Source organism: Bradyrhizobium sp. CSS354 (assembly GCF_029051725.1).
Taxonomy (GTDB): Bacteria; Pseudomonadota; Alphaproteobacteria; order Rhizobiales; family Xanthobacteraceae; genus Bradyrhizobium.
Map to the genome: position 1 here is coordinate 18762 of NZ_JAACFU010000006.1, position 13890 is coordinate 32651.

Below are 13890 nucleotides of genomic sequence, written 5' to 3' on the forward strand. Positions count from 1 at the left end.
ATATCCGTGCTGCGTGTTCAGAGATAAGGTCGGAGATTGTGCACCGATAGCCGCCTATAGTTTGCAGAGTGCCTTCCTCGGCGCGGCCATAAATTCACTATATCCGGCGAGATCTGCTGCCAGAATTGCAGCCAACCGTCGCGTAAAGGTCGTTTCAATGCTGTCCGGCAATCCTCACCGAGAGCACTCTACCTGATCCGCGCGTGGACAAAGGTAATGGACTCGGCCGCGCCGACGCCGTCAGTTCTATTGCGCTGCGGGAGCAATGCTGCTCATTCGGGGTCTCTGCTAAGGCGACGCATCGCGGCTCCTCGTGTGAACAGCAGTATCGCCGTTAGATGTTCGGCGTTTGCTCTCTCGACTCGGCGGCACAGCGAAGTTGCCAAACCCGAGAAGGAGCTCTAGTGGGTTGCGCTTACAGCAAGTTCAAATCTCTACTCGCCCAGTTCTTCCAGCAACGCCTTGCCTTCCTTCAAGTCGCGCAGGTCGAAGCCCTCACTGAACCAACCGTAGACCGGCGCAAGAAGACGGCGGGCTTCAGCGCGCTTGTCTTGATCGCGCCAAAGCCGGGCCAGGCTGAGGGCGGAGCGAAGTTCCCAGAGTTTCGCCTCCTGTTGGCGCGCAATCGCGATGGCGTAGCGAAACTCGGCCTCCGCTTCGGCCTCGACGCCCGGCCGAGCCGTCAGCATCAACTCGCCTCGTCGCCGATGCAGCTCGGCCTCGAACCATCGAACCCCCGATTTCTCGCTTAGTGCCAAGGCGTCGGATAGTTGGCCAAGCCCGGTTTCGAATCGCGCTGCTTTTGCCTCTGCCATCGCGAGCTGGGCGAGATAGAACGGAAGGATCCATGCTGCGCCGGACGCCTGGAACCCCTCGATACCGCGGCGCAGTAAGTCCACACCCGCCTCGGCGTCGCCAGCCTCCGCCAAGGTCCAGCCGCGATATGCCGTTCCCATCGCGAGAAAGAAGGCAAAGCGCTGCTCGGTGGTAAGAGCAACTAGCTCCTCTGCCTGTCGTCCAACCATGCCCGCTTCATCGAGGACGAAATGCAATCGGCAGGCGACGCTCAGCGCGAATGCGAGGCTGATCGGGTGCGACGACTCGCGCGCCTCTGATAGGGCGTCACTGCTCTGCACGCGCGCCTGATCGGCGAAGCCAAGAAGACCACACGTCAGCGAGAGGAACGAAAGCATCGCCACGCGGGCGTTTTCTGCGAACAGAGCCGTCAGAGAGCGCTGCTGCGCCGGATCGTAGAGGGCGAGCCCCCGCTCAAGATGGGCGCGCGCTAAGGCCAATTGTCCGCGATGATGCCAGCTATCGCCGACTGCCCGATGACCGGCGACAAGAATGGCCGCATCGTTCTGTCGTCCGGCCAAGTCGAGCAGGTCCTCGGCGATGCGATGCGATCGGTCCGTTTCACCGCGCACGTGAAAATGCACGAACTCGCCCCAGAGTGCCTTGAGCAAGTTCGGCCTGTCGTTCAGTAACTCGCAGAGGCGGCGCGCCCGTGCGTAAGCCTTGCCGGTCTCTTCGGCCGCATGGCCCTTCGCGGCGATCAGCGCGCCGCCGAGCGCGAGTTGAAGTTCGGTTTCAGTGCCCTGGCGCCCGGGCGTATCCGGCAGATGAGATAGCAGATCGAGCGCCTTTCGCATCTGCGCGATTGCTTCTGTCATTGCCGATCGAGACTTAGAACGCTCACCGGCCTCCCGCCAGTAGGAAACCGCCTTTTGGATCAGGCCCGCATGCCCGCAGTGGTGCGCGAGAATCTCCGGTTGCTCTTGGCTGCCCGTAGCGAGTCTCTCCTCGAGCGCGCCAGCGATCCGCGCGTGAAGTTCGCGGCGTTGGCTGCGCAAAAGGGTGCCGTAGGCCGCATCCTGCACCAGTGCGTGTTTGAACAAGAAATTGGCGTCGGGCGGTTCGCCACGCCCAAACATGAGCCCCGCGTTGATCAGCCGGTCGAGCGCCGCCCGCAGCTCGCTGTCCCACCGCTGTACGATCGCGGCAAGCAGATCGTAGGAGAACTCGCGGCCGATGGCCGCGCCGACTTGCGCAACCTCCTTAGCTATCGGACCGATCCGGTCGAGCCGCGCCATCAACGAAGCATGCAGCGTGTCCGGCACAGCTAGTCCGGGCGGCGGCGCGAATGAAATGGCTCGCGTGCTCCCCTCCGGGCTCGTTTCGAGCACCGCTTTGGTCAACTCCTCAACGAACAGCGGCACGCCATCCGTTCGTTCAGCGATTTGATTGACGATCTCGGTCGGCAGCGTCCGGGCGCCAGCCACGCTCCGGATCAGCGCGGCTCCCGAGTTCTGGTCAAGCCGGTTCAGCACGAGCACGCTGACGTGCGGCTTCCCGGTCCATCCCAACTTGACCTCGGGGCGGCAGGTGACCAGGACCAAGACCGGTAGGTTTGCTATGCGATCGACCGTCCGGTCTAGCAGCTCGCGTGACGTCGGATCGATCCATTGCATGTCCTCGAACACGACCATGATTGGACGTCTTTGCGCGAGAGTTTCAAGCTGGCGAACCAGAGCGGCGAAGCTTCTCTCCTTCTTCTGTTGCGGCGTAACGGTAACCGGAAGGTAGAGATCACCGTCCGGAATCGACAGCAACTCGGCCAGGATCGCCACGTCCTCGTCGGACGACAATGCCGGGGATAGCAGCAATCGGAGCTTGTCGAGCTTCGCCCGCGGGGTGTCCTCACGATCGAAACCAGCCGTTCGCTGCAGTTGGGCGATGAAGGGATGGAGCGCACTTTCCTGATGATGTGGCGAGCAGAAGTAGCGCAAGAAGGTGTGCGGCTCGCGTTCGATACGTTCCTGGAGAGCCGCGACCAAGCGCGACTTGCCGATCCCCGCCTCGCCGACGAGCAGCATTACTTGACCGGTACCCGCCCGCGCACGGAGCCAGCATTGCTCCAGCCGCGCGAGTTCTTCCTCACGCCCAACCAGCGGGATGAGGACTGAAGGGTGCAGCGCCTCGAAGCGGCTTTCCGCCGTTCCCTCATGCAGCACCCGCCACGCTTGCACCGGCGCGGCGAAGCCTTTCAGAGCCATCGCGCCGAGATCCTCGTAGTCAAAGAGCCCGCCGATGAGCCGCCGCGTGTCCTCAGCGATTACCACCCCATCCGGTTCGGCGAGCGCTTGCAGTCGAGCGGCAAGGTTCGGCGTCTCGCCGAGCACCGCCTGTGTCTCCGCAGCTTCGCTGCCGATGAGGTCACCTACGATGACGAGACCTGTCGCGAGCCCAAGGCGAACCCGCAGCTCGAGCTCGGGCGGTGCTCCTGGCGCCTGCCTGGTGGCGGCGATCTCAAGCGCAGCGCGCACCGCGCGTTCGGCATCGTCCTCATGCGCTGACGGATGGCCGAACAAGATGAGCATGCCGTCGCCGATGTAGCGGCTTATAGTGCCACCGTACTCGCGGACGACCGCCGCCACGCTATCGCGGTACTCGGCGATTATGTCTCGTAGATCCTCAGGATCGACCTTTGTGGCAAGCGCCGTCGAGCCGACGAGGTCGCAGAACATCACCGTGAGCTGGCGACGCTCGGAAGAACTTGGGGCGGATGACGAGCTCGAGTGCTCCGTGACCCATGCCGCGGCGAGCGTCGAATCGCCGGCCGCAGCTGCTACTCGCGGCCCTACCATCGCCCGCAGCGCGGCACCGCAGTCGCCGCAGAACCTCTTGCTCGACGGATTGCCGGCGCCGCAAGCAGGGCAACGGCAGTGCAATGGTACGCCGCAATCGTCGCATACCCTCCTTCTCTCTGGATTGACTCTGCCGCAACTTGGACAATCCATGCCGCACCCGATCGAATTGCCGAACTATTTGAGCTCACGTCGGTCTAGGGGCAGATATTCAGATGTATATGAAGATGCTCCTTGTGAGTTGGCTACCACGCGCCAAGGACGATCAAACTCACAATGATCAAGAAGCAGACACAGGCGATAGTCGTAGGGAAAATGAGCCAATCGGGTGTCATTATTGTCTCCCGAGCGGTTGTCTCAAAAGCTTACGCTGGCAGGCTAGACGAGAATTATGAACTAGCTAACACTCGGCAACTCAAGCCCATTTTCAATCTAAGCAGGCCCGCTGCAATCCGACTCGACCCAAACGTGAACTTGTGGGCGATCAGCAACTGCCAGCAATCTGTGGCACCCTACAATTAGCACGCGCCAAGTCGATGAAGTCCTCGCGCAGGCCAACAACCAAGCGCCTTGGGACAAAATGCGAATTTGGCAGGGCAGCTTTGGACGCAAAGCCGACGATCGACCGCCTGGATCTGGCTCATGAGGGACCAATAGGGGACGTGAGCTTGAGCTCCCCTTCATCCCAGCCGCGCGGTGAGTGCGAATGTCTCGAGCAACGTTATTACGACTCTGGGTCCTCGATCTGAATTTGATGATAATCAACTAAAGCGCTTTCATTCGGGACTTGTAAAGAAATCGTAGATTGAAACCGTAGCTATCCCTCAGGGCGACCAAAAGCACCAAGCCGTCAAGGAGATATGGAGGAGGGAGTATCCGCTGATCTGGGAAAATCCACACCACCTCTTTGCAAGGCGAACTAGTAGAGATGCAGACCGCCTGTGGATCGTTGGGGCAATTCGCGCGACATGCGGGCGAGTTTTTCAAATACTTATCGCGACTGCGCCTGCAAAACTTTGGTGTTGTTGGAGATGCGGAACAACTTTCAGGGTAACTCCCCCGGGAAAAAGCGTGCCAAGAGGCGGCATCTTCAGTGTTGCGGTGATAGGCCGCGTTACATCAACTTAGGTCTGTTCTGAATCGAGTGCCTTGCTGCCATCAGCTCCGACAGTTTACGAGACTGCTCGCTATGGAAGCCCCAGGCCGCTGCAGTACCACCCCATATCTGCGTGTCTCCAGCCGTCGACGGTGAGCGCCCCGCTGTCTTCGTTCGTTGCTGCACGCGGCCTTACCATCGACCGGTGCCCACCAGGCTCGCTTCGATGACCCCGCGCCGGTCGGGAGATCTGGTATGCAGAAGCGCGTCGGCGAGCTGCCCGATCACCTCGTCGGCCGACCACCCTTAGACCTGCTCGGCCGTCTTGTTCCAGAAGGTGATCACGCCGCTGCGATCCCTGACAAAGATGATGTCATGCGAGAGGTTGAGCAGGCGGGCCTGTGCCGCGAGGCGCTTCGTTACCGCGTGATTTTGTAGCGCCAGCTAGGTCGTGATCCCGATTGCCGCGAGGCTCACCAGCACACGAAGGGCGGTGAGGCGATGGTCCGCAGATCGTGCGACAGCAGATAGGCGGTGATCGTCAGGGCGATGCAGCCGGCTACGGCGACGATGTATTGTCGCGCCAGTTGGTCTTCGCTGCGAGCAGGATCGCCAGGAGATAGAGAACCGGCACGGCGCCCTCGAGCGGCGTCATGACGTCAAGCAGGAAAACCGCAAAGGCGAGGACGGCGGACAAGGACCGCAAGCCGGTGCGGCGCGAGGGGGCCGTGCCTCTTGTAGAGACCTTCCACAGTACAAATGCGCAAGCTGCAGCTCGACAAAATTGCCATCTCATGCCCTGTCGTCCTTGAGCTCTTCAAGGTGAGACTGGCTCGAAAACGTGTTCGGAAACCGTAGGCACAACGAGAAGGATACGCACTGACCGGTCCTTCGATCGGCGGCCGGGTATCGCAATCGCCGATCAAACTCTTGTAGGTGCGGACGGCTAAAGCGGGGCTGATGCAATCGTTCCTCACGGCGAACAGATGGGTCGCCGCAAGCAGTGCCTGGTTCTTGGCAAGCATCGCATTTCGGGGAATGACGACGCTTGCCATTGATCCCGGCCGCCGTCGATTTCGATGGCCAGTGCCTTCAAAGGCCCGCATCTCCGGCGCTACGGCTTGCGCTTTTTGCGCCTCAGACGGGGAAGAGCGGAAGGTGATCGGCATCAACGCGAACGCCACGATGGACCTTCAGAGACCGTGCTTGACCGCATCGACCCTTAGCCAGGAGGAGCGCCGGTTTTGCGTTGCGAGAAGATCCGGGCTTCATGCCTTCTCTCAGTTGTGCCTACGCTTACGTTCTTGACGTGCTATGCTGATAGAAACAGCCAATAGGTGTGCCATGTCCGGTATTGCAGAATGGCTATCATCGATCGGATTGGGAGAGTACGCTCAGCGCTTTGGCGAGAACGCCATTGACCTATCAGTTGTTGGGGATCTCACCGAGCAGGACCTGAAGGACCTCGGTGTCCTGCTCGGCCATCGCCGCAAGATGTTGCGTGCTATCACGGAGCTCAAGGGCGACATTTCGCGCACGCCTCAAGCGGGCGGCAAGGCGGCGCGGGACGGAGCCGAGCGGCGTCAACTCACGGTTATGTTTTGCGATCTGGTCGGCTCGTCGGCGCTCTCGGCCCGTCTTGATCCGGAAGATTTGCGAGGGGTTATTGGCGCCTACCACAGCTGCATTGCGGAGGTGATCGCTCGGAATGAGGGTATCATCGCGCGATACATGGGCGACGGAGTGCTCGCCTATTTCGGTTATCCACATGCGCACGAGGATGATGCCGAGCAAGCGGCGCGCGCCGGGCTGGCGCTGGTCGATGCCGTGGCCAACCTCCAGACATTCCCATCCACCCAACTTCGGATCCGCGTCGGGATTGCTACCGGGATGGTGGTCGTAGGCGATTTGACGGGAGAAGGTGCGGCGAAAGAGCAGGCGGTTATTGGTGAAACACCAAATTTAGCTGCGCGCTTGCAGACGCTCGCCGATTCAGGCGCCGTCCTGATCTGCGAGAGTACTCACCGGCTAACCGAAGGACATTTTGAATTCCGGAATCTTGGCCCGGTCATCCTGAAAGGTTGGGCGGAGCCAACACAAGCATGGCAGGTGCTGGGCACTACCGGCATCGACAGCCGCTTCGAGGCCCAGCACAAAACTCAGTTGACGCAGCCAATTGGACGCGAGGAGGAGATCGAGTTGCTGTTGCGTCGCTGGCAGCGCGCCATGAGCGGCGAGGGTTGCGCAGTAATGCTTACCGGAGAGGCGGGCATCGGTAAATCGCATATCGCCTTGGCGCTCGACGAGCGGCTGCAAGGAGAGGAGCACATCACGGTGCGCCAATTCTGCTCGGCGCATCATACTAATAGTGCGCTGTACCCGTTTATCCGGCAACTCGAACGAGCCGCCCGGTTCGAGCGGAGTGATTCGCCGACGGCTAAATTCGCCAAGCTTGAGGTCCTGCTCGGTCGATCCGGAGCTGACGCAGATCGCGTAGTGCCTCTGGCCAATCTCTTGTCCTTGCCACTCGGTGAGCGTTACCAACTGCAGGAGCTGAGCCCGCAAAAGCGCAAAGAAATGACATTAGGGGCGCTATTGGCTCAGCTGAAAAGCCTGGCAGCACTGCAACCAGTGTTCGTCATTGTTGAGGATGTCCATTGGGCGGATCCGACTTCTCTCGAGCTCCTGACGATGACCTTGGAACAAGTACCGCGGCTTCGGGTGCTGCTGCTCATCACCGCGAGACCGGAATTCACGCCGCCTTGGCCTGGTCATGCGCATGTTACGACGCTCTCTTTGACGCGACTTAACCGTCGCAACGGAGCGGCGTTGATCGAGCGGGTCACCGCCGGCAAGGCGCTCCCGAAGGAGGTTTTGGATCAGATACTCGCCCGCACTGATGGCGTGCCTCTGTTCGTAGAGGAGCTGACCAAGACCGTGCTCGAAACCGGGTTCTTGCAAGAGCATGACGATCATTACACCCTAAGCCGCCCTCTGCCAGCGATGGCGATTCCGACCACGTTACAGGCATCGCTAATGGCCAGACTCGATCGATTGGCCCCGGTAAGGGAGGTAGCTCAGGTCGGCGCCGTGGTGGGTCGCGAGTTTTCGTACGAACTGCTGAGCACGGTAGCCGGGTTGCCAAGAGAGAGACTGGAGGAGGCTCTTGCCCAGTTGGTCCGATCGGAGTTGATCTTCCGCCGCGGCGAGTTACCGCAGGCGGTGTATACCTTCAAGCATGCACTTGTGCGGGACGCTGCCTATTCAGGGCTCCTGAAGAGCCGACGCGCAGCGCTGCATGCCACGATCGCGCAGGCCTTCGAGCAACGGTTCCCGGAAATTGTGGATGCTCAGCCCGAAACGCTCGCGCACCATCTCACTGAGGCCGGACTGTTCGAAAAAGCGGAGGCATACTGGCTGCAAGCCGGCAAGAAGGCAGCCACGCGCTCCGCCAATCTTGAGGCCATTGCGCACTTGCAACGAGGGATCGAGGCCACGAGCCATCGGCCCGATGACGCACGAAACGACAGGCTTGAACTTGACCTCCAGTTCGCTTTAGGGCCCTGCCTGATCGCTACCCAAGGGCCGGCCTCCAACAAGGCGATGGCTACCTTTACCCGCGCGCGAGAGCTATGCGAGCGCCTGCGAGATCCTCCCGAGCAACTTCAGGTCATGTTCTGGCTAACCACTGCGAGCGTCATTCGCGGTGAACTGCCGCTGGCCCAGGAGACGATCGCCGCTTTACTTCATCTCTCCCAAACGCGCGGCGATCGGCCAGCCTTGCTCAATGCGATGCGCGGGCAGGCGATGATCCGCCTGTTCATGGGACAGATCACCGGAGCCCAGGAAGCGATCGAACGGGCTTTCGAAGCCTTCGAGGCGAGCAGCGAGGAGGATAGACTGGCAGCGCGTGTGGCCGGCCAGGATGCCGGCGTGGCCGACCTTGCGCTGATGTCGTGGCCACTGTGGCTACTTGGCCGCGACGATACGGCCATTATACGAATGGACGCTGCAATTCAGCGCGCGGATGCCATTGGCCATCCGCATTCGCAGGCATACGCTTTTTATTATGCCTGCATTCTCCAAGCTCTCCGCGGTGAATTCCTGATAGCGCAGAGTTATGCCGAGCGCTGTATCGCCTTATCAGAGGAGCATGGATTCCGGCAGTGGCGTTTGGCCCGCGCCGTTCGCGGCATATGCATGGCATCGCTCGATCCCTCACCCAACGCGCTCGGAGAAATCCGTGCTGCGTTGGACGAGTATCGTCACGCCGGTTATCAGTTGGCCATTACCGCGCTCTTGGTACTTTTGTGTCAGCGCCTGTTGATTGATCGAGACTACGAGCCCGCGCTGGAGCTGATCGAGTCGGGCCTCGCTATAAGTACCCGCAACAGCGAACGAATTTTGGAAGCCGAATTGTACCGACTCAAAGCACGGGTGCTAATAGGCCGCGGCGGACCAGATGTCGAGGCTGTGGCACAGTCACTGCTCGAACATGCATTGGCCATGGCAAGGGGGCAACGCGCCAAGGCCCTTGAGCTTCGGGCCGCGACAGACCTTGCCGCGCTGTGCATCGATCAGCAAAAACGCGAGCAGGCGCTCGATTTACTTGCCCCGATCTATGAATCCTTTACCGAGGGCTTCGACACGAGAGATATGAAGCGGGCGAAGGCGCTGCTCGACAAGCTGCGGTGACTATCGCAAAACGCCGGGTCGTTGCGTCTGGCCCGAATGATTGGCCTCAAATCATTATTTCGAGGTTGAGGAGTTCCGCTCGGAAGACTTCCGCCTGTCCATATCATGCTCGAGCCTTTATGCAGCGGCTCGCTTCAGCTCCTTGTGATATTCACACACGCTTTGCCAAGCTGGCCCCTCTGGCTTCTCGTTGATGAAATGCGGCCCGTTGTGCGCAGGGCGCGCCTCATGCTTTCCGAATGCCTCGAGCGCCTGCTCTGCAGCGGCCTTTCCCAGCTTGCGTCCATTATCGAGATTGCTGTGATTCCATTTGAAATTGATGTGACCCGGAACGTGAATCTCTATGATCTTGAGTTTCTTGTCCCTTGCCTCCTCCTGTTTCGATTTTTTGTCACACCGGATGTGGTATTTGAAAAGCTTGACGTCATCCTCGCCAACCGTCGAGGCGAACAATTGGCAAAGATTTGCCAGCGCGTCATGAAGATTCTCCGGCTTGCGGATTTGCTTTGAATCGACAATCCGGCTCACCCATATCTCTTCCAGCTCCGGGTGCTCCTCCAGCAAACTTTCGAAGTTGACGGTATCGACAAGCGCCCCTTCGCAGTAGGTCACTCCGCCAATCTCTACGGTACCTTCGACGAACGGAAGAGCTGAACACGCACACAAGGTGCTTGCGTCGATAGGGCCCTCAAACATAAACTTTCCGCTCGCCCTTTTCATGGGACGATTGGAAAATAATGCGAGCTTCTGCTGATCAAGGTTCCAGGCGTTATGGAAGATTGCTGGTTTTCCAGGCTTTTTCAGCTGTTCGAAATCTATCCCCTTCATGAACTCGCTATCCGGATAGTTGATCCTTGACAGGCCGTTGACGTTGGAAAGGTACATTAAGGACGTCAAATAACGGATGAAGGGATTGGTTGCCATCGCTTGATTGAGAATCCATCTATTGAAATCCCCTTCATCCAATCTGGTGAACTTCTTTTTTCTGTCTCTGTCAGGCAGCTGATTGAACAAAATCTCCATCGAGTCCTGGAAGATGTCCATCATCCGGTATGGATCCCATAGGAAGTCCTTATAGTTGTCGGAATCGCTGACGAAGTTGTTCAGCGCCTTTATGTTGCTGCGCCAATCCGGACCGAAGACTGTGTTTATGGGAAAACGCTTATAGCTTTCGTCGTCCCGAAAGACGCCATTCCTGAAGAATTGGTGAGTCTTTTCGACTTTGTCTTCATGATCGTCCCATTGGTTGTAGACGATCCCGACCCATGCGCCGATGCAGGACAGTGCCCAGACATCGAACGTTATGTTGTGTGCGGCGAGAGCTTCCAGAACCCCAATGTGCAGCCCTGCCGCCGGTCCACCACCGCCGAGCGTTATTGCTCTCTTCGCCATGGCATCCTCCGTTGAGTCTTGTGTGGTTATGCTCCGATCGAATTTCACTGCCGCGGAAGACTAGTAGTTTTCATGCCTATTGAAAAGCGTTCGGACTCTCCTTTGGCCGGACTTTGGCAGAACGATGCCCGGGAGCCGTGGTGGTTGATCCGAGGCCCCGAGCGACGCGAGTTAGACGTCGCGGCAGGGGATCGCTAAGCTCTCGCAGATAGAAGCGAACGCTTTCGTTGTGTCGGTGTCCTCGAAACAGAATCGGGTGCCGGAGTCCGCACGTTCTACCCACCAGTCGATCTTCCTTCCTTTTGATATCCGGGCCGCCTCTGAGCGGAGCTGATCCAACTGTCGTCCATAGGCCCGAACTATTACGCAATCTGGCTTAGTCATTAATCAATGTTCTTTCCGCAAAAAACGCATAAGCGCTGATCGCGCCACCTTATGAAGATGCGCTCCGATCAAGAGCCTAGCGTCGAGACTGTTCATCTACCTCGCGCGCGGCCAAGGTAAGCTCTATTTCTGTGAGCTGTTCCAACAAACGATGCACGATGTCGACGCAGTCTGATGACGGTATGGATCTCACGCCTCGTGCGTTAAGCTCCGCTTCGAGGAGCTTCGCCAGTACGAATTTGACACCCATTGGATTCCTAAAATGCGGGCCGGGATGAAAACCCAATACTGCGCTATTTGGGAAAAAGTTGCAATTGAGGGTTGATCACAAAGCCGCAAGTCAACGCCCTCGGGCGGAGATCCAAGCCTGCGAAGGCGCATCGCATCTAGGAGGATTCGCAGATCCGGCCCGAGCGAGAGGCCCGGCCGCCGTCGACGCGGTTACTGCCTTTCGATAGCGAAGTGAAAGAGCCGTATCGCGAAAGAAATGGCCGCCCAGAGGCGGCCAGTTCTTGGTCAACAACTTCGCTATTTTTTTAAGGCATCAGAGGTATCCCGCGCCGCGTCCTTCACATTTCCTGCGGCGTTATGGGCGGATCCCTTAGCCTTATCCATTTTGCCTTCTGCCTCCAGGTCCTTATCTCCGGTAAGCTTGCCGGCCCCTTCTTTGATCGCGCCTTTTGCCTTGTCGGCGGCGCCCTTCACATGTTCACGGTCCATGATCGTTACCTCTCCTATCCGGAAGACAAGCACAACCAAGTCAGTGCGCGGTCGTTCCTGCGAGACGAGGACCGCGTGTCCGTGTAGGTTGTAGCGGCGCATGAAGAGCACGGACTGCGTTCAAACCTGCTTTCTCCGTGAAATGTGTCAACGCTGCAGTCCCAAGTTTTCATCGGTTTGGCGGAAATGTTCGGGGAGCGTTGAAGAAGCGGCGGGGCTTCGATGGAGAACTCTATCTGTGGCATTGCTAGTCGCACTTCCAGCCATAATCGGTACCTGCTGCTGCCCAACAGCAAACGGAGGCGACGTCTCAATCCGGTGTTGCTCAAAACGTGCAAGCTGAAGCTGATAAGGGTATAAAAACCCGCAATTCCGGAGAGTCCGGGTATGTTGGCAACCAAGACCCGCCTGGCGCGGCTTCTCATGCACCGGGAGAGACAACCAACGCGGTCGGGACGACAACCGGTAGCAGTGCTCCCGGCAATCCATCAAACATCAATAGTTCGCAGGCCGACTACAACGCTCCCATGAAGGATGGCTCTGCGCCAAAGAAATAACAGCTTGCGACGACCGCCTTGGAAAAAGAGATCGCCCGCGATCTGCCACCGGCACAAAGGAGTGAAACCCGCGAGAATGCTAAGCGGGTTTCTCCGTTTGCAAGGCATTGCCGTTTTGGGAGATGTCGCCTCCTGGCCCGTTCGCGGTCTTCTGAACGGCGCCCGGCGACTTCCCGGTAGACCGGAACTGATCCCGCGGCGAACGGTCACTGTTGACCCAGTGCAGACATTAGCGATGCGCTGCTATGGGCGGCCGCGTAGCGTGACCGTGGATTAATTTCTTCGACAGGAGACGGAAAGAATCGATCTTGTAAGATGGACTCAGCCGAGGAGATCGAGTCATCGCCATGCGCCACAGCTCAATCCTGCACGCTGTTACCCCAGCCGGTCTGTTCCTGGGATCCAGCCTCATCTCAGATGCATCCGCCGAGACCGCCAGCCACGCCTTAGCTGTCTCTGTCGGCGATTTCAAATATAGAGACACGTCGAACGAGCCCACCGATCAAACGGCCGTACATGAAAAGCGATCGCGGGCCTTCATGACCGCGCTGCGGGACGATGTCACGGCGGATCACCGTTTTGAGCTTGTGCCGTCCTCCTGCGCGTCAAATTGCCCGACCGATGGACTGACGTTGCGCGATCGGCTGCGTGCGGCGTACAAGCCGGCGCGCAGCTCCTGATCATCGGCGGCTTCCATAAGATAAGCACGCTCGTGCAGTTTGCGCAGACTGTTGCTATCGACACGAAATCCCAGCGCATCGTGTTTAGGAAATATTTCCAGTTCCGCGGCGACAACGACGAGGCATGGCAGCGAGCGGAGCGCTTTGTATCGGAGGAGGCCGCGACCGGCTGCTTGAAAGCAGATCGCAGCAATAGACTACGCGCGACGCATGTGCATGGCACCGTGAGCATGGCACCGTGAGTCCGGTTTTGGCCCATCCGCCACCTCGCAGGCGATCCGCTCTTAGGCAGATGTTGACCGCAAACCGGACATCAGACGGCCAGCCGCTTAAAGCGTACACGCCTTAGCTATAGGCCGGGCGGCGCTGGCCGCGCGCTCGCTTGAGAGCAGGGTCAATGCCGCACGATTGGCGCCTCGCGAAGCGCAGTGACGCCGATCTTCTTCAGCCCGTCGACTGAGGTGTCGCCCTTGCCGGCGGCTTCGAGGATCATGGAGGCCACGTGGGTGCGAGCGGAGGTCTCGTAGCGCGACACGCTCTCGCACACTTCGTCGAGGAGCGCGCGCAACAGCGCGGTGGTTTCAGCATCGAACATTGGAGGTCGCCCCCAAGCGAAAGCACATTCTGCCTGAACCCGCTCAGCCGAGGATTCACGCAAGTTACGGTCGCCGAAAAATTCTGCCCGATGACTGGGAAGAATGAGCGTGGCCCCGCCTTTT

Annotated in this window: 9 protein-coding genes; 3 read left to right on the forward strand and 6 right to left on the reverse strand. The window is 59.0% G+C overall.

The features are described from left to right. Positions 1-434: 434 nt before the first annotated feature. From GWG67_RS15835 to GWG67_RS15845, 3 genes are all read right to left on the reverse strand, one after another. Positions 435-3800, reverse strand: coding sequence for an AAA family ATPase (locus tag GWG67_RS15835; RefSeq protein WP_342761037.1), 3366 nt, complete (start codon positions 3798-3800; stop codon positions 435-437). Between the two features lie 1249 nt (positions 3801-5049). Then, positions 5050-5187: a PAS domain-containing protein gene (locus GWG67_RS38950; protein WP_342761041.1), complete on the reverse strand. Its 138-nt coding sequence runs from the start codon at positions 5185-5187 to the stop codon at positions 5050-5052. 115 nt (positions 5188-5302) lie between these two features. After that, the gene (locus GWG67_RS15845) at positions 5303-5440 is read right to left on the reverse strand and encodes a hypothetical protein (protein ID WP_275170230.1); all 138 of its coding nucleotides are present in this window, start codon (positions 5438-5440) and stop codon (positions 5303-5305) included. A gap of 647 nt (positions 5441-6087) precedes the next feature. Here GWG67_RS15845 and GWG67_RS15850 point away from each other — a divergent pair. Beyond that, positions 6088-9438 carry an adenylate/guanylate cyclase domain-containing protein gene (locus GWG67_RS15850; RefSeq protein ID WP_275170231.1) on the forward strand — a complete coding sequence of 1117 codons (3351 nt, stop codon included), beginning with the start codon at positions 6088-6090 and terminating at the stop codon, positions 9436-9438. Between the two features lie 117 nt (positions 9439-9555). Here GWG67_RS15850 and GWG67_RS15855 read toward each other — a convergent pair whose 3' ends face one another. Then, positions 9556-10830 (reverse strand): patatin-like phospholipase family protein, encoded by a 1275-nt coding sequence (locus tag GWG67_RS15855; RefSeq protein ID WP_275170232.1) that lies wholly within the window; start codon positions 10828-10830, stop codon positions 9556-9558. A gap of 912 nt (positions 10831-11742) precedes the next feature. Then, the gene (locus GWG67_RS15860; RefSeq protein ID WP_275170233.1) at positions 11743-11934 is read right to left on the reverse strand and encodes a CsbD family protein; all 192 of its coding nucleotides are present in this window, start codon (positions 11932-11934) and stop codon (positions 11743-11745) included. Positions 11935-12838: 904 nt separating this feature from the next. Between GWG67_RS15860 and GWG67_RS15865 the strand changes: the two genes are divergently transcribed. Both GWG67_RS15865 and GWG67_RS15870 read left to right on the forward strand, forming a co-directional pair. Continuing rightward, complete coding sequence (locus tag GWG67_RS15865; protein ID WP_275170708.1) at positions 12839-13171, forward strand: hypothetical protein; 333 nt, start codon at positions 12839-12841, stop codon at positions 13169-13171. Next, the gene (locus tag GWG67_RS15870; protein WP_275170234.1) at positions 13102-13413 is read left to right on the forward strand and encodes a DUF2380 domain-containing protein; all 312 of its coding nucleotides are present in this window, start codon (positions 13102-13104) and stop codon (positions 13411-13413) included. The genes GWG67_RS15865 and GWG67_RS15870 overlap by 70 nt, the downstream gene beginning before the upstream one ends. 152 nt (positions 13414-13565) lie before the next feature. Here GWG67_RS15870 and GWG67_RS15875 read toward each other — a convergent pair whose 3' ends face one another. Beyond that, positions 13566-13766, reverse strand: coding sequence for a hypothetical protein (locus tag GWG67_RS15875; protein ID WP_275170235.1), 201 nt, complete (start codon positions 13764-13766; stop codon positions 13566-13568). Positions 13767-13890 lie beyond the last annotated feature (124 nt).

Excerpts from the sequence above, each read along its gene's own strand:
- GWG67_RS15835 (WP_342761037.1), bottom strand. The coding sequence starts at position 3,800 with ATGGATTGTCCAAGTTGCGGCAGAGTCAATCCAGAGAGAAGGAGGGTA.
- GWG67_RS15850 (WP_275170231.1), top strand. The coding sequence starts at position 6,088 with ATGTCCGGTATTGCAGAATGGCTATCATCGATCGGATTGGGAGAGTAC.
- GWG67_RS15855 (WP_275170232.1), bottom strand. The coding sequence starts at position 10,830 with ATGGCGAAGAGAGCAATAACGCTCGGCGGTGGTGGACCGGCGGCAGGG.
- GWG67_RS15860 (WP_275170233.1), bottom strand. The coding sequence starts at position 11,934 with ATGGACCGTGAACATGTGAAGGGCGCCGCCGACAAGGCAAAAGGCGCG.
- GWG67_RS15865 (WP_275170708.1), top strand. The coding sequence starts at position 12,839 with ATGCGCCACAGCTCAATCCTGCACGCTGTTACCCCAGCCGGTCTGTTC.
- GWG67_RS15875 (WP_275170235.1), bottom strand. The coding sequence starts at position 13,766 with ATGTTCGATGCTGAAACCACCGCGCTGTTGCGCGCGCTCCTCGACGAA.